Source organism: Pseudoalteromonas sp. DL-6, assembly GCF_004328665.1.
Lineage (GTDB): Bacteria > Pseudomonadota > Gammaproteobacteria > Enterobacterales > Alteromonadaceae > Pseudoalteromonas.
Window position 1 is genome coordinate 3,194,426 of the sequence record NZ_CP019770.1, and the last position, 18,075, is coordinate 3,212,500.

The 18,075-nt window shown below is 42.8% G+C and carries 15 protein-coding genes and 2 rRNA genes (1 of these 17 running past the window's edge); 6 read left to right on the forward strand and 11 right to left on the reverse strand.

Annotated features, from left to right (window positions below; all coding sequences use genetic code 11):
* Nucleotides 1–31: 31 nt before the first annotated feature.
* From B1F84_RS14935 to B1F84_RS14955, 5 genes are all read right to left on the reverse strand, one after another.
* Nucleotides 32–1,825: an alkaline phosphatase gene (locus tag B1F84_RS14935; RefSeq protein ID WP_131691866.1), complete on the reverse strand. Its 1,794-nt coding sequence runs from the start codon at nt 1,823–1,825 to the stop codon at nt 32–34.
* A gap of 11 nt (nt 1,826–1,836) precedes the next feature.
* Nucleotides 1,837–3,426 carry an alkaline phosphatase gene (locus B1F84_RS14940; RefSeq protein ID WP_010392195.1) on the reverse strand — a complete coding sequence of 530 codons (1,590 nt, stop codon included), beginning with the start codon at nt 3,424–3,426 and terminating at the stop codon, nt 1,837–1,839.
* 163 nt (nt 3,427–3,589) lie between these two features.
* Nucleotides 3,590–4,792 (reverse strand): CynX/NimT family MFS transporter, encoded by a 1,203-nt coding sequence (locus B1F84_RS14945; protein ID WP_131691867.1) that lies wholly within the window; start codon nt 4,790–4,792, stop codon nt 3,590–3,592.
* Nucleotides 4,793–4,865: 73 nt separating this feature from the next.
* Nucleotides 4,866–5,336, reverse strand: coding sequence for a cyanase (gene cynS / locus B1F84_RS14950; protein WP_131691868.1), 471 nt, complete (start codon nt 5,334–5,336; stop codon nt 4,866–4,868).
* 24 nt (nt 5,337–5,360) lie between these two features.
* On the reverse strand, nt 5,361–6,020 hold the full coding sequence (locus tag B1F84_RS14955) for a carbonic anhydrase (RefSeq protein ID WP_131691869.1): 660 nt from the start codon (nt 6,018–6,020) through the stop codon (nt 5,361–5,363).
* A gap of 106 nt (nt 6,021–6,126) precedes the next feature.
* Between B1F84_RS14955 and cynR the strand changes: the two genes are divergently transcribed.
* The 3 genes from cynR (at nt 6,127) to B1F84_RS14970 (ending at nt 8,433) form a co-directional block, all read left to right on the forward strand.
* Nucleotides 6,127–7,020: a transcriptional regulator CynR gene (gene cynR, locus B1F84_RS14960; protein ID WP_131691870.1), complete on the forward strand. Its 894-nt coding sequence runs from the start codon at nt 6,127–6,129 to the stop codon at nt 7,018–7,020.
* A 100-nt stretch (nt 7,021–7,120) separates the two neighbouring features.
* Nucleotides 7,121–7,366 (forward strand): DUF3297 family protein, encoded by a 246-nt coding sequence (locus B1F84_RS14965; protein ID WP_008112798.1) that lies wholly within the window; start codon nt 7,121–7,123, stop codon nt 7,364–7,366.
* A gap of 164 nt (nt 7,367–7,530) precedes the next feature.
* Nucleotides 7,531–8,433: a homocysteine S-methyltransferase family protein gene (locus B1F84_RS14970; RefSeq protein ID WP_131691871.1), complete on the forward strand. Its 903-nt coding sequence runs from the start codon at nt 7,531–7,533 to the stop codon at nt 8,431–8,433.
* 69 nt (nt 8,434–8,502) lie between these two features.
* On the opposite strand, the gene B1F84_RS14975 is transcribed toward B1F84_RS14970, so the two are convergent.
* A complete protein-coding gene (locus tag B1F84_RS14975) occupies nt 8,503–9,807 on the reverse strand; it encodes a DEAD/DEAH box helicase (protein ID WP_131691872.1) in 1,305 nt (434 codons plus the stop codon).
* A 263-nt stretch (nt 9,808–10,070) separates the two neighbouring features.
* Here B1F84_RS14975 and B1F84_RS14980 point away from each other — a divergent pair, with 263 nt between their 5' ends.
* Both B1F84_RS14980 and B1F84_RS14985 read left to right on the forward strand, forming a co-directional pair.
* Complete coding sequence (locus tag B1F84_RS14980; protein WP_131691873.1) at nt 10,071–11,159, forward strand: hypothetical protein; 1,089 nt, start codon at nt 10,071–10,073, stop codon at nt 11,157–11,159.
* Nucleotides 11,160–11,161: 2 nt separating this feature from the next.
* A complete protein-coding gene (locus B1F84_RS14985) occupies nt 11,162–11,524 on the forward strand; it encodes a hypothetical protein (RefSeq protein WP_131691874.1) in 363 nt (120 codons plus the stop codon).
* A gap of 367 nt (nt 11,525–11,891) precedes the next feature.
* On the opposite strand, the gene B1F84_RS14990 is transcribed toward B1F84_RS14985, so the two are convergent.
* From B1F84_RS14990 to B1F84_RS15000, 3 genes are all read right to left on the reverse strand, one after another.
* Nucleotides 11,892–13,079 carry an alpha/beta hydrolase-fold protein gene (locus B1F84_RS14990; protein WP_131691875.1) on the reverse strand — a complete coding sequence of 396 codons (1,188 nt, stop codon included), beginning with the start codon at nt 13,077–13,079 and terminating at the stop codon, nt 11,892–11,894.
* Between the two features lie 110 nt (nt 13,080–13,189).
* Nucleotides 13,190–15,010: a glutamine--fructose-6-phosphate transaminase (isomerizing) gene (gene glmS / locus B1F84_RS14995; RefSeq protein WP_008112790.1), complete on the reverse strand. Its 1,821-nt coding sequence runs from the start codon at nt 15,008–15,010 to the stop codon at nt 13,190–13,192.
* 46 nt (nt 15,011–15,056) lie between these two features.
* Complete coding sequence (locus B1F84_RS15000; RefSeq protein ID WP_131691876.1) at nt 15,057–15,821, reverse strand: DeoR family transcriptional regulator; 765 nt, start codon at nt 15,819–15,821, stop codon at nt 15,057–15,059.
* A 161-nt stretch (nt 15,822–15,982) separates the two neighbouring features.
* Between B1F84_RS15000 and B1F84_RS15005 the strand changes: the two genes are divergently transcribed.
* Nucleotides 15,983–16,510 (forward strand): sugar O-acetyltransferase, encoded by a 528-nt coding sequence (locus B1F84_RS15005; protein ID WP_131691877.1) that lies wholly within the window; start codon nt 15,983–15,985, stop codon nt 16,508–16,510.
* Nucleotides 16,511–16,838: 328 nt separating this feature from the next.
* Here the strand turns inward: B1F84_RS15005 and rrf are convergent.
* Nucleotides 16,839–16,953: ribosomal RNA gene (rrf, locus tag B1F84_RS15010) — 5S ribosomal RNA — on the reverse strand.
* 138 nt (nt 16,954–17,091) lie between these two features.
* A 23S ribosomal RNA gene (locus B1F84_RS15015) occupies nt 17,092–18,075 on the reverse strand; it runs 1,903 nt beyond the window's last position.

An 18,075-nucleotide genomic window follows, 5' to 3' on the forward strand; every position in this document is an offset into this window, starting at 1 on the left:
AGTGTGCGGGCTGTTTGTTTAGCAAGTTAATTTATTGCGCTACTTTTTCATCCGCCACTTTTACAAAATCAGCAGCAAAGTCCATAACATGGAACAAAAAGCTTTGCTCATTAGTGCCTGTTACTAAATGCGCACCTGGGCCCATTGCATACACCCCCACATCTTCACCCGCATGGGTTTCTGATGATAGTGGCACAAGTGCTTCTTGGTGAAAGCCCGGCGTTGTAGTATCAACATTGCTTAAATCAACACGCCCTGTAACCGGTGCAAAGTTATATCCTACATCTGCATCGGTTTCATTACCTAAGTCTCTAAAGCCACCACCATTAGTGTAGCCAACCGTTGTGTAAGGCATATCATCGGCCGCTAAACTTGGCTCAGTTTGGCCTACACCCACTACCTTACCCAATATTGGGTTACCACGTTTAGGGTAACCAGCAATAGTAAACACATGGCTGTGATCGGCCGTGACCACGATTAGTGTTTCTTCTGGGTTAGTATTTTCCATCGCCACTTTTACCGCATTAGCTAACTCAATAGTGTCGTTTAATGCGTTGTAAGCGTTACCCGCATGGTGGGCGTGATCAATACGGCCCGACTCAACTGTTAAGAAAAAGCCTTTATCATTGTTATCTAAAACATTAATAGCTTTTTCGGTCATTTGCGATAGCGAAGGCTCACCCGCTACATCATTGGCACGGTCTGCTTCGTATTGCATGTGCGATTCGTTAAATAAACCAAATACCTTTGTGGCATCATCGCTAATGGCATCAAACCCAGTTTGATCCATTACGTAAGTACCAGTCGGGTAAGTTGTTTGCCATTCTGTCACTAAATTACGCGCATCAGTACGGTCGCCTTCAACAGCACTCACCGCATCTGCAGAATTAAAGGCTGCATCTTTAGGTAAAAAATGACGACGCCCGCCACCCATAACCACTTCGATTCCGTCTACATCAACACCACTAAAACGGGCTTCTAAGTTCTTTTCAAAATTAACCAGCTGTGAAGCAATATCTTCACAATTGGCTGACTCTGAAGCTGGCATATCTGAAATATCTTCCCAGTTACGATCAGCCGACTTAGCATAAGTTGCCGCAGGCGTTGCATGGGTAATACGTGCCGTAGAAACAATACCGGTAGATTTACCGGCAATTTCCGCAAGCTCTAACGAAGTAACAAGCTCATGCCCTTTGCCTGATGCACAATTACCACGCTCAACCGCTTCATCAATACCAATTACACCCACATCGGTTTTTACACCAGAGGCCATTGCTGTCATCGTACCGGCAGAATCTGGTGTTTGTGCATCTACGTTATAAGTTTTTACAAACCCAGAATACGGCATAGTTTCAAAGCTTAATTGGTGATCTTCACCCATCTCACCCTGCAACTGCCCCGCTAAAATACGCGCCGCCGTTATGGTAGAAATACCCATACCATCACCAACAAACAAGATCACGTTTTTCGCTTTACCTGACTCTGTTACTACCTTACTTGCTGCATCTTGCGCACTAGCAAGTTTAGTTTGTGCGTCGCTAAACCAAGCATTGTTACTTAATGAAGCGAGCTGTTCACTCGTTAATGAGGTAGCTGGGTCGTTACATACTAAGTTAGTGTGCGTTACTTCGCTGCTCTCTAATTGCCCATTAGTATTGGTATCAACACCGCTTTGCGTTTCTACGCCGCCATTAACACATTGTGCTGAGCCTACTGCGATTTGGTTATCTACCGCTAAAATATTATTACTGTTTTTGTCGTCATCACTCGAACACCCAGTTAATGCGACCATTACTGCTAAAGAAAGTACTGTTAATTTATTCATGTGAGCCGCCATTATTGCTGAGTTAGTTCAAGAGCTTGATTAATTAAATGAAATACAACGTTTTGTTCTATAACACCTTGAGCAAGGTGAGCACCTGGGCCCATTGCATGCAATGAAATATCTTCACCTGCATGCGTTTCAGAGCCAAGTGGAACAGTAGCCTCTTGGTGAAAACCTGGCGTATTTGTATCAACACCATTTAGCTCAACACGTCCTGCAACCGCAGCTGTTTCATAGCTTGCATCTGCATCCGTTTCATCAACTAAGTTTCTAAAACCGAGGCCATTTGCATAACCTACTGTGGTGTATGGCATGTTATCAGCAGCTAGCGTTGGTGTAGTTTGGCCAACACCAACCACTTTACCTAAAATTGGGTTACCACGTTTCGGGTAACCTGCAATAGTAAACACATGGCTGTGATCGGCTGTAACTAAAATAAGCGTTTCTTCAGGGTCGGTGTTATCAACGGCAGCTTGAACGGCTTTTGCAAATTCAATAGTGTCGTTAAGTGCGTTAAAAGCATTACCCGCATGGTGAGCATGGTCAATACGGCCCGACTCTACGGTTAAGAAAAAGCCTTTTTCGTTTTTACCCAGTACATCAATCGCTTTAGTTGTCATATCGGTAAGCGACGGCTCACCAGCTATATCGTTGGCACGGTCAGCTTCGTATTGCATGTGCGATTCGTTAAATAAGCCAAAGACTTGGGTTGCATCATCGGCAATAGCATCAAACCCAGCTTGATCCATCACATAAGTGCCATTTGGATATTGTGTTTGCCATTCAGTAACAAGGTTGCGCTCATCAGTACGATCGCCTTCTACGGCGCTCATTGCATCATTTGAATTTGCAGATGCATCTTTAGGTAAAAAGTGACGACGGCCGCCACCCATTACAAAGTCTAAGCCATCAACATCGGTACCTATAAAACGCGCTTCTAGGTTTTTTTCAAAGTTAACTAGCTGTGAGGCAATATCTTCACAGCCTGCATTAACTGCTGCCTCTGGCATGTCTGAGATATCTTCCCAGTTGCGATCAGCTGATTTAGCATACGTTGCACCCGGTGTCGCATGAGTGATACGTGCAGTTGAAACAACACCGGTAGCTAAGCCTTTAATTTCAGCCAGCTCCGTGGCTGTTAATAATTCATTACCGATAGCCGTTGTACAGTTACCTCGTTCAACCTTCTCATCAACCCCAATAACACCCACATCGGTTTTTACCCCTGAGATCATTGCTGTCATAGTGCCTGCTGAATCTGGCGTTTGTGCGTCAACATTGTAGGTTTTAACTTGTGCTGAATACGGGAATTTTTCAAAGCTTAAATAGCCTTCTTCACCGAGCTGGTTGTTTCGTTGACCTTGTAAAATACGCGCCGCTGTTAAGGTAGAAATACCCATGCCATCGCCAACAAATAAAATTACATTTTTAGCTTTGGTGCTTTTAACCGCTTGTGCTTGCGTTGTTTTAGTTGTTAGTTTTGTTTGTGCGGCACTGTACCAGCTGCTGTCTTTTTGACTTTGCGGTAGAACATTGGCATGACTAACGGCACTAAACGCACAGGTAAGTGCGATTGCCGCAGCGACTTTTTTAATTTTCATCCGTAATTCCCATTATGTAGTGGTTATTTTTAAAAACTGTGAACTCAAAAACATCAACCACTGCACTATAAAAAACAGATATGACTAATAAAGGTAATTTTGATGAAGAAAAAATGACGGCTGCCATACACTAGCAGCCAAAAAGACAGGAACCCGTGGAGCGTTAATCCCCCATTGCTTTAACATAACTTGCTGGGGAGAACCTTGTGGTCATACTTAACATAGCTATTAGGGTGATCACTAGCATTAACCAAGACGCCTGATAACTATGGGTTAAATCAAGCAATACGCCTGCTGCGTAAGGAATAATTGCAGTAATAATAAATCCAACACCTTGTACAAATGCAGTTAGCACACCGGCCAATTTAGGATTAGCTAAATGATCGAGCGCCACGGTTAGCGTTAGCGAAAAACACGCGCCTAAGCCACACCCAATAAGCCCGACCCAAACATTCATCATTGGCTCAGGTAATACAATTAAACCAATAAAACCCACCAGCTGAAAAACAACGGCAGCTAATAACCAAGGTCGTCTATCTGTGCGAGTTGATGAAAGTAGTGGCGCACCTAACGCACCAATAACCTGAAACACAGTCATAACGCCAATAAGTTCGCCGCTATGCTGTGCACTCCAGCCTAGGTTTTGCGCATAACTGGGTAGCCATGCAATCATGCATGCGTAACCACCATTAGCCAAACCAAAATAGGCTGCAAGTAACCATGCTCGCTGGTTAATAAAAAAGTTTCGTTTAACACTGCTATGCTTGGCTTCCATACGCTCGCGCGGTCTTAACCACCACAGTAGCATGGCAATGACAGGAATAATAAACCACATGCCAAGCCCTGCTTGCCAGCTATTATAATGCTTTGCCACTAGCGGTGTGAGTATAGCGGCCATTCCACCACCCGCCATTAATGAAGCTGAGTAAACGCCCATGGCAACAGGCACTCGCTGCGGATACCAACGCTTAACAATACCAGGTGCCATTGCTTGCACGATTGCAATACCAGTACCGCCCACTAATGCAGAGATAATTAATTCCCAACCACTGCCAAGCCATAGCCGCCAAACGCCTGCTAATGCAATGGCAAATAAGCCTCCTGCTATCCACGCATTTTCACTTAAATAACGCCCAAGCCAAGGCAGTAACAAGGGGAACACGCCCATACAAAACATCGGCAATACGGTTAATAATGACGCCCCCTGTAAGCCAAGACCAGTGGCTAAGCGAATATCATCCAGCACAGGACCAGCTGAGGTTAGGGTCGGTCGTAATGTCATCGCCAGTATCGCAATAATTAACATCGGCCAAAGCAGTGAGAAGGTTGATGTACTAGCAGTAGCAGGCCTAGCATGTGTATTCATGAAAAATCATCCTTAATAACCTAAAAAAGCCGGTGCAAAGCACCGACTGATATGAATAAGTATTATAAAGCGTTTAGAAAGGCTTGTAAGGCAAGAACTTACCATCAAGGGTGATCACTGCGCGTGAGCCTCCTTCTGGATCTTCTACTTTTTTCATATCTACTTTAAAGTTAATTGCACTGATAATACCGTCACCAAATTGTTCATGTACTAAAGCTTTAAATGTTGTGCCGTATACTTGCATCATTTCATAAAAACGGTAAATAGTCGGATCGGTTGGCATATTGTTTTCTACACTACCACGTAGTGGAATAGCTTTAAGTAACTCAACCGCACTTGCATCAAGGCCCAGTGTTTGTGCCACTTTTTCAGCGGCCTCTGCAGGTAACGGGTGCTGGCCTAATAAAGCCGCCGTCACGTAAACGTCGCTTAAACCTGTGCCCTCTGCAATTTGTTCAAACGACAGATTTTTTTCTGCTTTAGCTGCAATAATTGTATCAGTTAATGCTAAACGTGCAGTGTTGCTCACTTGAGATTGGATCATAATAGTACCTCTTACAATGGTTGGTTATACAGCTACAGGAAGCTGAGTTGGGTATGCACGAACATCAGTATGCTCAGCAAGGGAAACAAACGTATTGGTATTGCCATTTAGGGCGTCAATACCACCCGATTCAATATCGTAAACCCAGCCATGCAAGGCTAAACGGCCTTCGCCTAGGGCTAAACGAACTGATGGATGAGTTTTAATATTTTCAAGTTGTGCGATAACATTTTCACGAACCATCGCTGCTATGCGTTCACGTTCATTTGCATGATTACGTGCTTCATTGACAATACGAGCTGAGTCGGCATAGCGCAGCCAACTGCCAACAGCAGGCATATGGTTCATACATTTGCAGGTTGCAATTGCTGTCATGGCGCCGCAATCAGAGTGGCCACAAATAACCACATCCGTTACTTTTAATGCAGTAACCGCGTACTCCACAGAAGCAGACACTCCGCCCGGCTCAGGCCCATATGAAGGAACAATATTCCCAGCATTACGAATTACAAATAATCCACCAGGTTCTCGTTGAGTTACTAACTCTGGCACTAAACGACTGTCAGAACATGAAATAAACAAAGTGCGTGGATTTTGCTTAGTAGCCAAGTTTTTAAATAAATCGGCACGCTCTGGATATGCATCACTTTGAAACTTTAAAAAACCTTCAATGATATCTTTCATAACGAGTGTCTCTGTGTTGTTGATGCAATGAATAATACGCTCGCTTTTTAATAAGGTAAAAGACTGGTATATTATGATACCGATAACAAATACTTATAGTAGAGTCATGATACTGCGTCATATCAATTACTTTTTGGCGGTTGCCAAGCACCAAAACTTCACTAAGGCAGCTGCCTCTTTGTATGTGTCGCAACCTGCGCTATCGCAGCAAATTAAACAGCTTGAAGAAACCTTAGGCGCCCCTTTGTTTGACCGCTCAGGTCGCAGTGTAAAGTTAACCGATGCCGGAGAGGTATATGCCCGCTATGCACAAAAAGCATTGCAGGATTTAGCAGAGGGAAAGCGAGCTATTCATGATGTAAAAAACCTCAGCCGAGGTGCATTAAGAGTGGCCATTACACCCACTTTTACAACCTATCTTATTGGCCCCTTAATTAAAGCGTTTCATCAGCAATATCCTAATATCAGCTTAAGCATGGAAGAAATGTCGCAAGAGCGTATGGAAAAACGCCTACTTGATGATGAGTTTGACCTAGGCATTGCCTTTGAAGGCAGCCATAATGCAGATATAGAGGCACATAATTTACTAGAAGAAACGCTCGCATTAGTGGTTAATAAGCAGCATGAGTTAGCGCAGCAAAACTCGATTGATTTGCATACGCTCAATGCGCAATCACTGGTGCTGCTGAGTAATGAATTTGCAACGCGCGAACAAATAGAGCGCCATTGCCGTCAGCATAACGTGCAACCAAATGTGCTTATGGAGGCTAATTCACTCAGCGCCGTTATTGAAATAGTCCGTTATACCCAATTAGCCACACTATTACCTTCAAATATTGCCAGTAAACATGAGGAGCTCACTGCTATCACACTTGCGCCGTCGTTATTAAAGCGCACTGCCGTTATATTGCAGCGAAAGGGGAGCTATCAAAGTGCAGCAACAGCGGCGTTTATTAACCAAGCGCATCATACCGCAGCACTTATAAACACCCGCTGTTAGCTATATACATAAAAGCCACTTAGTTTATTGATCTCGTGCTTGAGCATAAGCCAGCTATTGCCTACAATAGCGCATAATTAATTCAACGCAGATCACCATTATGACTGATACAAACAAACCAGAATTACCAAATCAACTGTCTATCAACCCACGTAGCAAATTTTATGTAGAAGAAGTATTTGAACATGAAATCGGTATTACTCTTAACGGTAAAGAGCGTTTTGACGTTGAAGAATACTGCATCAGCGAAGGTTGGATCAAAGTAGCAGCGCCTAAAGCGTTAGACCGTCGTGGCCAGCCATTACTTATGAAAGTAAAAGGCACTGTAGAAGCGTTTTATAAGTAAGCTAAGCCTTATTAAAATAAAGCGACACCTTTGGGTAGTCGCTTTTTTTGTGTCTGTTTAAAAGCATTGAGTTTTTTTCATGTTAAACCTGATGAAGTTTCATTATGAATTTTCAAAAAGTATGTTTGAATAGCCTTAATTATTTAGACGTTTAGAAGTCCAATGTGAGCAAGTTAACAATATTAGATGGCGGTATGGGTCGTGAACTCAAGCGTATGGGTGCGCCGTTTTCACAGCCACTTTGGAGTGCTCAGGCACTCATAGAAGCTCCGCAATGCGTAACTCAAGCGCATCAAGCTTTTATAAATGCGGGGGCAGAAATTATTACGGTAAATAGCTACGCCTGTGTCCCCTTTCATTTAGGTGAAACGCTTTACCAAGCACAAGGCGCAGCACTTGCACAGCAGGCAGCGGTTATTGCAAAAGAAGCAGCTCAAAACACTAAACAAAACGTGCTAGTTGCGGGTTCATTGCCCCCCGCATTTGGATCGTACCGTGCTGATTTTTTCCAAAGTGAACGCGCATTTACTATTTTAGATACCCTATATAAAGCACAGGATGAATATGTCGATATTTGGATTGGTGAAACTATTTCCAGTATTGAAGAAGCTCACGTAATGGCAAGCGTACTTAAGAATTCAAAAAAACCATGTTATTACGCATTTACCTTAAGTGATGAAGTAAGCGAACAAGCCACATTGCGCTCTGGTGAATTAGTATCAGACGCTACCTTAGCATTGCTCGAACATAATATAGCGGGCATATTCTTCAATTGCTCTATTCCCGAGGTCATTGAACAAGCGCTGCGCGACACTAATCGAGTGCTAAAACAGCAAAATAAACACCTTAATTTAGGGGCATTTGCGAATGGTTTTACACCAATCGCCAGTGATTATAAAGCCAATGAAGGCTCGCAAGGTTACCGCGATTTATCCCCTGCTGAGTATGTAGCATTTGCTAAGCAATGGCATAACCTAGGCGCAACAATTATTGGCGGCTGCTGTGGTATTGGCCCCGAATTCATTGCAGCATTGGTAAAGTGGAAAAGCGATATCAAAGCGCTTTAATATTAATGACTCTATTTTAAGATTAATAAACAATAAAGCCGACAAATGTCGGCTTTATAATCTTAACTTTTACTTACTCTTACGCCAGCCGCTCCATACGTCATCTTCTGGGTTGGCTTTGTTTTTCTTCTTCTTTTTACCTGTGCCTTCTGGTTTGGCCATTGGCTTGTCGTTTTTAAGGGCATCAGCTGCATCAAGGTTGGCTTGGTTTACAGCAAAACCTGTTACCTCTTCGCGCTCTAAACGTAGTTTGTTTTTCTTTTCAATAATTCTAAAGTGATGAAAGTCTTCAAAATCAATCAGTGATAGCGCTAAACCTACTTCACCAGCACGGCCGCTTCGGCCAATACGGTGCATGTAGTCAGCAGGGCTACGCGGTAAGTTAAAGTTAATTACTACTGGTAGCTTTTCAATATCTAAACCACGAGCGGCAATGTCGGTTGCAATAAGCACTTCAATTTCGCCCGCTTTAAACTTTTCTATTACGCGAGTACGCTCGCTTTGGCCTTTATCACCATGGAACACTTGTGCATTCACGCCGCGCTTTTCAAGCTTGCTGGCTAAGTGCTCACAATCTTTTTTAGCGTTTACAAAAATAAGCGCTTGGCGCCATTTATGCGCTTTTATTAAATGCGCTAAAACCGTGGTTTTTTCGCCTTTATTAACCGTAAATACGCGCTGTACTAAGGTGCTTTCATCTTTACTTTGCACTTGTATTTCAACAGGGTTGGTTAACAGCTCTTGCGTTAATTGTGTGACTTGCTCCGGGAAAGTCGCTGAAAACAACATGGTTTGCTTTTTAGCAGGCATTAACGCCAGCAGCTCAGCCAGCTCTTCAGTAAAACCTAGGCTTAGCATACGGTCGGCTTCATCAAGCACAAGCATATTTAATTTATCGAGCTTAATCGCATTGCTTGAGATTAAATCGAGCAAGCGCCCAGGGGTTGCTACGATAATATCGGCACCGCCACGTAGAGCCTGCATTTGCGTATTAACCGACACACCACCAAACACCGCCACCGTTTTAATCGCGCCATTGAAGTTAGCAGAATACGATTTAACGCTATCAGCCACTTGCACTGCCAGCTCACGTGTAGGTACCAAAATAAGCCCTGAAACAAAGTTACCTTTGCTCGCTGCTTTTTTAGCACCTTGCGCTAAAAATAGGGTTTGTAGCATAGGCAAAGCAAAGGTTGCTGTTTTACCAGAGCCAGTATTCGCTCCTGCAATTAAGTCACTTCCCGCCAGGATACTTGGAATTGCTTTAGCCTGAATCGGCGTAGGTTGCGTGTATTCAAGATCAGACAATCGAGCTAATAGCTCTGGAATTAGGCCAAGTTCGTTGAAGGTGCTAGGGCTTGTGGCTGAGGTCATATTTATTACGGGCTTATTGCTAAAAAGTAGCCTGTAATTTTAGCGTATTTAGCAGCTATTAAGTAGAGGTTAGTGATTTAAATAAAATGCATCTTGTTTTTTATTAAACGATGATTCACTGAATATCACTTTACATTAATACTATTTTTCACATACATCAATCATTACAAATAATAGCTGAACACGCTGTATTATTGATTTCAGCATTTCAAGTGTGTTATTTTTGCGGCCTGATGGATTAATTTTAGATACAAGGAAATGTCATGTCTCAATTTGATTTATGTTTCAATACGAAAAGTCGAGCAAGTTTACCTTTTAACAGTAATGACTTAGAGCAATTAAAGCGATTTAGAGAGGATAACCCTCATATTATAGGTAACTTTATACCTCAAGGAACCCCGTTCATTTTAAGAACTCCACAATCTGGGGATATGAGTGATTTCAGGCGCTCTCGTCCTGACATAGCTTGTGCACTTGATAATACGGTGTCTTGGCCTGAGCATACAAAGAGAAATGTCAGTACTATAGTAAACAACTTCGGTGATGAAGATGCTTTGGCTATTGCCGCGCTATACGATGCGGAAATATCTCCATATGTTGATAAAGTAAGAGGTTTAACGAGTCAACAAGTTCTTGGAAGAAATCTTGATACCTTGACTGCCACTGGCGCAGCACTTACTTCATTAGAGTCAAGCCAAGTGAGGTTAAGTACATTTGGAAAAGCGATTCTAAAATACCAAACTAGCTTAATTGAAATTAGAAAAGCATCGCAGAACAAGCAACCTAAATTAGAATTAATCAAACTAGGTAACAAAGCTAAGCAAGCCCATCTAGAGTTAAACACTGAATTTAAAAGAGAAATGGTTAAATTCAAAGGCAAAGTGAAAGCATCTGCACGGGGTAATATCTGGTCTAATACGCAACGAGGCATAGATACAGCAAGAAGCGCAAGAAGTTCAGCTCCCTTGCAATTAACTTCTTTAGCTAACATACAGCACTTACGTAGATTAGAGCAAGGATCCAGCATTGCAGGAAAGTTTGTCATTGCGATTGATGCTGGTCTTCGAGCTGATAGCGTTTATGACGATTACAAAGCAGGTAAAGACTGGCAGCGCCGTGCTGTTGTTGAAACGACAGGTTTTGGTGTTGGTACTGCTGCAGGAGCCTATGTTGGCGGTACGACTATAACCGCAGGGGTAGGAATAGCAATTGCAATGGGTCCAGTTGGCTGGGTAATTCTTATTGGTGTAGGCTTGGGGGCTGGTTATGCTGCAGGTAAAGCTGGTGATTCTTTTGGGAAATTTATATCTGGTACTGTGTATGATTTAAGCTCAAGTGTTGATTGGTTTTAATCATGTACATAATTCCCGAAATCATTTATTTTATAGTGTCGTTTCCAGCATTGATATTTTTCCTCATTTCAACCTTATGCTTCACTCGTATTTCAATGAAACACATAGAGAGAAAAATGCGTGAGGAAGGGATACATGAACCACTTTGGGATAAAGGGCTAGGCATAAGAGTGAGCATGTATGGCAAAGTAATAAGGCGGCAAAAACCCGCAAAGGCGACGGTTGTTAATGACGAAGCCATTTTACGACACGCCAGACCTATAGATTTAATTTTAGCTCGCGCAATGCATTACTCTTTCGTAATTATGATGACCCTAGCCGTTTATGGCTACTTTGCTTATGATTTAGGTAATCGCGCATATTAAAAAGGTGCACAAAGCGCCTTTTACATCAAACCTGTCGCCTATTGATTTTAAAATTTTTAGGCCGACTTTGCCAAATTGCATGGTTCGTCAACATCTGTGCTTTAATTACCACTTTATAGTGCGACAGTGATTACACGCATAGTCATCTGACTCACAGTATGAGTATTTACCAGTAAACTCTTCTTAGTCTGCAATACCATCAGCAAGTAATATTGCTTCTTCTAATTTGTTTGGTAAAGCTTTAATCACGTTAAAGATCACTCTTTGAATCTAAACCCTACTCTTGTAATTAATTTGACTGTCACCGAGAGCACTCCAAACTTAAAGAGGCTTTCATAAAAAGCCAACAACTAAGTTGGCAATATTATTAGTTCTTACTCAGTTCTGCTTGTAACCTGACTTTTGTTTCTTTTAAGTAATTTATATAAGGATATGAGTCATCAGCAATGGCTAAAGCCGACTCCATCTGTTCAAACGCTTGGCGAGTATCACCCTGCATTTCATAGCCATATGATAAGGCAGAAAGCGCATCGACTGATTTGGGGTGATTTTTTATATTGTACTTAAACACCTCAATAGCACGGGTAAATTGCTTGCTATCCGTTAAGTTATAACCGAGTGATCTAACAGCACTGTCTGGTGGAGATACCTGCTCACCCCATTGTTGAGATAATGTTTTGTAATAAGCATCAATAGAGGCTACACCGTCAGTTAAAGCACTGATTGGCATTTTCTTAGGTAAAAATAAGTTGTAATAGGCATTAAATGCGCCAGCAGAGGAAGTCAGGTTATGCGAGGTGCCATCAAACGCATCACTAAAAAAGCGTAACCCTGGCGCTTTATGTGATTGCAGTGATTGCTGTAATTCATCGTACCTTTCACGCATTATGCCGGCTTCTTCGCCAATATTAGTATAAACGTAGTTATTCAGGTCTTTCGTTTTAGCTATAAACGATTTTGTACTTTTTACCATTGCGCCATAGTTCCACCAAACTGCGGGGCTATAAGCAATATGTGCTTGGAATAATTCAGGTTTAGCCTGCAAAGCATATACTGCAAATACACCTCCAGCGGAGGCACCAGATATAACCTTATAGTCATGCGTGCGATAATTCTTATTTACTAAAGGAATGAGCTCTTGCTCAAAGAACGCTAAAAACTTTGCCGCGCCGCCCCCTTCACCGACAGGACCTTGTGGCTCTTTATTCACTGTAGGATAAAAATCTCTGAGTCGATTAGTGCTTTCAATAGCGACAATAATAACCTCAGGCGCACGATTATCATTTTGTAAACGCTCAATAACAGCACTAGCAAGCGGTATATTACCCGCGCCATCTAAGCGATATATAACAGGATATACCTTATTTGGCTCAGCTTGGTAGCTCTTTGGTAATTGTACAACAACAGTGCGTTCTTCGTTTAAAACAGCCGATTTAATAGTGTGCATGAATTGAGAATCATCAGCACTTTGCTGTTTAATGCCAGCTTGTGCAAAGACACTTTGTGAACTAAAAGCAAAAAAGCTAAAAAAGCAAATAACGGTTAATAAACGCATGACTAATCCCTTAGAGAATAATAAGTTACTTAAGCTAACAGACTTTCAGGCACAAAAAAAGCGCCTTAAGCGCTTTTTTAACATTAATAAAAACCTATAAGCTTTTGATTTTACTCAACTGTAACCGATTTTGCTAGGTTACGTGGCTGATCAACGTCAGTGCCTTTAATGACCGCTACGTAGTACGACAGTAGCTGTAATGGAATTGTATATACCACTGGGGCAATCACGTCATCTACGTGGTTTACGTTGATTACACGCATTGTGTCGTCTGACTCAAAGTGTGAGTCTTTATCAGCGAATACATAGATGATGCCGCCGCGAGCACGTACTTCTTCTACATTTGATTTAAGCTTTTCAAGCAATTCGTTGTTTGGTGCTACAACAATAATTGGCATGTCGGCATCAATTAGCGCTAATGGGCCATGTTTAAGCTCACCGGCTGCGTATGCTTCAGCGTGGATGTATGAAATCTCTTTAAGCTTAAGCGCGCCTTCCATTGCGATTGGGTATTGCGACCCGCGACCTAAAAACAGTGAGTGGTGCTTATCAGCAAATTCTTCTGCAAGGTCTGCAATGCCATCAGCCAACAATAGCGTTTCTTCTAATTTAGCTGGAAGCAATTTAATAGCGTTAACAATCGTGCTTTGATCTAGGCCTTTCTCTTGCGCAATAGACGCAGTAAGCATTAACAAACCAACAAGCTGCGTAGTAAATGCCTTAGTAGAGGCAACACCAATTTCAGCACCGGCTTTGGTCATAAAGGCAAGGTCAGATTCACGCACAAGCGATGAGCCTGGTACGTTACAAATAGTCATTGACCCCATGTAGCCTTGCTCTTTAGCTAAACGCAGTGCAGCTAAAGTATCAGCCGTTTCGCCTGACTGTGAAATCGTTACTAGTAGGCTGTTTTCGTGTACAAATGACTGACGGTAACGGAACTCAGAGGCAATTTCTACGTTACAGCTAACACCTGCAAATTGCTCAAGCCAGTAACGAGCAACCATACCTGAGTGGTATGACGTTCCACAGGCAATAATTTGTACGTGTTTTACGTCTTTAAATATTTGCTGTGCGCTATCGCCAAAAGCATCAATCGCTACGCGGTCATCGTTTAAACGTCCTTCAAGGGTGTTACGTACTGCAAGTGGCTGCTCATAAATTTCTTTTAGCATGTAGTGACGGTAATCACCTTTACCTGATGCATCTTGTGTGATGTTTGATTCAACAACTTCACGCTCAACCGCGTTGCCATCTGCATCAAAAATTTCTACAGTGTCGCGAGTAATACGCGCTACATCACCTTCTTCTAAGAAGATAAAGCTGCGAGTTACCGGTAATAATGCAAGTTGATCAGAAGCAATAAAGTTTTCACCAAGGCCTAAACCAATAACTAACGGGCTGCCTGAGCGCGCTACAATAATTTCGTTATCATTCGCTTTATCGAACACAACGGTACCAAATGCGCCTTCAAACTGTTTAACAGCTGCTTGAACTGACGCTAATAAAGTGGTGTGCTGCTGACGTAACTGATGAATTAAATGCACCATGACTTCAGTGTCGGTGTCTGATAAAAACTCGTAACCGTCGCCTTTAAGTGCTGCACGCAAGCTTGCGTGGTTTTCAATGATTCCGTTATGTACAAGCGCTAATTGATTGCTTGAAACATGTGGGTGAGCATTGGCTTCAGTTACACCGCCATGAGTTGCCCAACGAGTGTGTGCAATACCTGTGTGACCGCTAACACCAGCTTGTTCAAGTGCTGACTCTAAGTTTACAACCTTACCTACTGCTTTAACTGTATTAAGTGTATTGCCTTCAAGTAAAGCTACACCTGCTGAGTCATAACCACGGTACTCAAGACGCTTAAGCCCTTCAACTAAGATTTTATTTACTGGACGTTCTGCAACAGCCCCAACGATTCCACACATAGTGTCTCCATTAATTTTTTAATTCTAGCAACTCACGATGTAGTTGCTATTCCATAATCTCTGCGCAAATTAGTTTTACACCACACGCCTCTATGGCTGCACGCTTATCACTTGCTAAGCCACTGTCGGTTATTAATGTGGTTACTGTTTGCCACGGTAATTCTAAATTTGGTATTTTTCGGCCAATCTTTTCTGACTCAACCAGCACAATAACTTCGCGCGCCGCTTTAGCCATCACTTGGCTTAATCCAACAAGCTCATTAAACGTGGTTGTTCCACGCGCTACATCAATGCCATCGGCACCTATAAATAGCTGATCAAAATCATATGAGCATAGAACATTTTCAGCTACTTGCCCTTGAAACGATTCTGAATGCGGATCCCACGTGCCACCTGTCATTAAAAGTGTTGGCTCATTTTCAAGTGCCAATAAACGCGTTGCCACTTTAATCGCGTTAGTCATAACAACTAACCCCTGCTTGCTAGCCAACTCAGGGATCATCGCTGCAGTGGTGCGCCCACTGTCTATAATAATGCGATTATGATCTTTTATAAGCGCAGCTGCCGCTTTGGCAATGGCCACTTTACGCTTAGAATCAATCTCATCGCTAACAATCTCTTTTGGCAGAGCAATAGCACCGCCGTAACGGCGCAGCAATAAGCCACTTTTTTCAAGCGCGGTTAAGTCTTTTCGAATAGTTACTTCTGATGTTTGAAACTGTTCAGCAAGTTTCTCAACAGCCACTTCACCTAATTCATTAACTTGAGTGAGGATCAGATGGCGGCGTTGCTGAGTGTTTCGTTTGGTCATAAGTGATTACAATTAAGTTTCGTTTCGAAAGTTAATGGATTTTAAACGAAACATAATAAATGGCAAGTGAATGCGTTAAAAAAGCACAGTTTTATTCAAATTATCATCATGCTTAAAGTAGGTTAAGCTAGACACCATTATTTAAGTTAAACAAAATTGATATGCAGTCATTTAATAGTATTAGTAAAGAGAATCTAGCGCAGCGTAAAGCTGTGCACGAAATTTGCCGCTTATTTAATAAAAGCCCCAGTAAAGGTAATTTAAAGCGAATAAAAGAATTATGCTCACACTGTGGTGATGGAGTAATTATTGAAGCGGGCTTTCATTGTGACTATGGCTCGCAAATACATATAGGTGATCGTACTTTTATAAACATTAACTGCACTGTATTAGATGCACCAATTAATAAAGGTATGATTACGATTGGTAGTGACTGCTTAATTGGCTCTAATGTTCAGCTATTAGCAGTTACGCATGCTGTGAACCCAACTGAGCGGCTCAATAAAGAAAACTTTGCAGCACCAATCTTCATAGGTAATAACGTATGGATTGGCGCGGGAGCTATTGTGTTAGCTGGTGTTACCATTGGTGATAATGCTGTTATTGGTGCGGGTTCAGTGGTAACTAAGAGCATTGCATCAAACACCGTTGTTGCCGGCAACCCAGCACGTGAAATAAGAAAGTGCTAAGGATCATCGTTAAGCCTTAGGCTCATATTTACCCTTATATCTCGAACCCGTATTTTCACTTTATTCCAGATGCAAAAAAGCCCGACTCTTTAGAGTCGGCCTTGCTTGTATTTGGAGTCGGTGCGCTACTTCGTAGCGACAACGCAGTAGAATGACGTAATGCCCACAGCGCTAGAGAGCCACATAACAAATGTTGAACTCTTTATTCGTCGGGAGTCGCTTCGCTCGCCCAACCTACGCGATAGATGCTGGATGAGTGTGCGCATCTCACTTTTCTGCTGACGTAAAAAAGCCCGACTCTTTCGAGTCGGGCTTTCTCTTATTTGGAGCCTGGTAATGTCCTACTTTCACATAGCAAATGCTACACTATCATCGGCGCTGTTTCGTTTCACTACTGAGTTCGGCATGGGGTCAGGTGGGTCCAAAACGCTATTGTCACCAAGCAAATTTGGTGTCAGTTCGTATTACTACGCACTAACTAAAATTTGGAATTTCTGATAATAAAAAGTTTTCAGTATCTACTTTAGTTATATTAACTTCTTCGCTTGTTTCACTATCACATAAAACGCGTTTGGCGTTGTATGGTTAAGCCTCACGGGTAATTAGTACAAGTTAGCTTAATGGCTCACACCACTTCCACATCTTGCCTATCAACGTTGTAGTCTTCAACGGCCCTTCAGAGACTTTAAAAGTCTAGTGAGAACTCATCTCGAGGCCTGCTTCGCGCTTAGATGCTTTCAGCGCTTATCAGTTCCGAACGTAGCTACCGGGCAATGCCATTGGCATGACAACCCGAACACCAGCGGTTCGTTCACTCCGGTCCTCTCGTACTAGGAGCAACCCCTCTCAATTCTCAAACGCCCACGGCAGATAGGGACCGAACTGTCTCACGACGTTCTAAACCCAGCTCGCGTACCACTTTAAATGGCGAACAGCCATACCCTTGGGACCGACTTCAGCCCCAGGATGTGATGAGCCGACATCGAGGTGCCAAACACCGCCGTCGATATGAACTCTTGGGCGGTATCAGCCTGTTATCCCCGGAGTACCTTTTATCCGTTGAGCGATGGCCCTTCCATTCAGAACCACCGGATCACTATGACCTACTTTCGTACCTGCTCGACGTGTCTGTCTCGCAGTTAAGCTGGCTTCTACCATTACACTAACCGTACGATGTCCGACCGTACTTAGCCAACCTTCGTGCTCCTCCGTTACTCTTTGGGAGGAGACCGCCCCAGTCAAACTACCCACCAGGCACTGTCCGTAACCCCGATTCAGGGGCCAACGTTAGAACATCAAAACTACAAGGGTGGTATTTCAAGGACGACTCCACAAAAACTAGCGTCTCTGCTTCTAAGTCTCCCACCTATCCTACACATGTAGGTTCAATGTTCAGTGCCAAGCTGTAGTAAAGGTTCACGGGGTCTTTCCGTCTAGCCGCGGGTACACAGCATCTTCACTGCGATTTCAATTTCACTGAGTCTCGGGTGGAGACAGCGTGGCCATGGTTACACCATTCGTGCAGGTCGGAACTTACCCGACAAGGAATTTCGCTACCTTAGGAC

Coding starts and splice junctions, on each gene's coding strand:
- B1F84_RS14935 (WP_131691866.1), bottom strand. CDS start 1,825: ATGAATAAATTAACAGTACTTTCTTTAGCAGTAATGGTCGCATTAACT.
- B1F84_RS14940 (WP_010392195.1), bottom strand. CDS start 3,426: ATGAAAATTAAAAAAGTCGCTGCGGCAATCGCACTTACCTGTGCGTTT.
- B1F84_RS14945 (WP_131691867.1), bottom strand. CDS start 4,792: ATGAATACACATGCTAGGCCTGCTACTGCTAGTACATCAACCTTCTCA.
- cynS (WP_131691868.1), bottom strand. CDS start 5,336: ATGATCCAATCTCAAGTGAGCAACACTGCACGTTTAGCATTAACTGAT.
- B1F84_RS14955 (WP_131691869.1), bottom strand. CDS start 6,020: ATGAAAGATATCATTGAAGGTTTTTTAAAGTTTCAAAGTGATGCATAT.
- cynR (WP_131691870.1), top strand. CDS start 6,127: ATGATACTGCGTCATATCAATTACTTTTTGGCGGTTGCCAAGCACCAA.
- B1F84_RS14965 (WP_008112798.1), top strand. CDS start 7,121: ATGACTGATACAAACAAACCAGAATTACCAAATCAACTGTCTATCAAC.
- B1F84_RS14975 (WP_131691872.1), bottom strand. CDS start 9,807: ATGACCTCAGCCACAAGCCCTAGCACCTTCAACGAACTTGGCCTAATT.
- B1F84_RS14980 (WP_131691873.1), top strand. CDS start 10,071: ATGTCTCAATTTGATTTATGTTTCAATACGAAAAGTCGAGCAAGTTTA.
- B1F84_RS14985 (WP_131691874.1), top strand. CDS start 11,162: ATGTACATAATTCCCGAAATCATTTATTTTATAGTGTCGTTTCCAGCA.
- B1F84_RS14990 (WP_131691875.1), bottom strand. CDS start 13,079: ATGCGTTTATTAACCGTTATTTGCTTTTTTAGCTTTTTTGCTTTTAGT.
- glmS (WP_008112790.1), bottom strand. CDS start 15,010: ATGTGTGGAATCGTTGGGGCTGTTGCAGAACGTCCAGTAAATAAAATC.
- B1F84_RS15000 (WP_131691876.1), bottom strand. CDS start 15,821: ATGACCAAACGAAACACTCAGCAACGCCGCCATCTGATCCTCACTCAA.
- B1F84_RS15005 (WP_131691877.1), top strand. CDS start 15,983: ATGCAGTCATTTAATAGTATTAGTAAAGAGAATCTAGCGCAGCGTAAA.